Source organism: Bradyrhizobium sp. SHOUNA76 (assembly GCF_023006445.1).
In the GTDB taxonomy this organism is placed as follows: Bacteria; Pseudomonadota; Alphaproteobacteria; order Rhizobiales; family Xanthobacteraceae; genus Bradyrhizobium.
Genome location: NZ_JALBHA010001215.1, coordinates 1 through 223 on the forward strand (window position 1 = coordinate 1; position 223 = coordinate 223).

Annotated in this window: 1 protein-coding gene; it reads left to right on the forward strand. The window is 66.8% G+C overall.

What is annotated here, in order from left to right:
• Positions 1–223: biotin/lipoyl-binding protein (locus MOV74_RS40565; protein WP_369010513.1), on the forward strand; the 223-nt coding region annotated here is incomplete at both ends.

Here is a 223-nt window from a genome sequence, read left to right on the forward strand (position 1 = left end):
TGAAGCCTCGGCGGTCAGCGACCCCCGGCAGGAGCCCCCGATGGTCCGTCTGGTCACGGCCTCGCGGGTCAGCGGATCCGAGCGCGGTTTCACCGGGACCATCGGCGCGCGGGTGGAAAGCAATCTCGGTTTCCGCGTCGCCGGCAAGATCGTCGAGCGACTGGTGAACGTCGGTGAGCAGGTCAAATCCGGTCAGCCGCTGATGCGGATTGACGAAACCGAC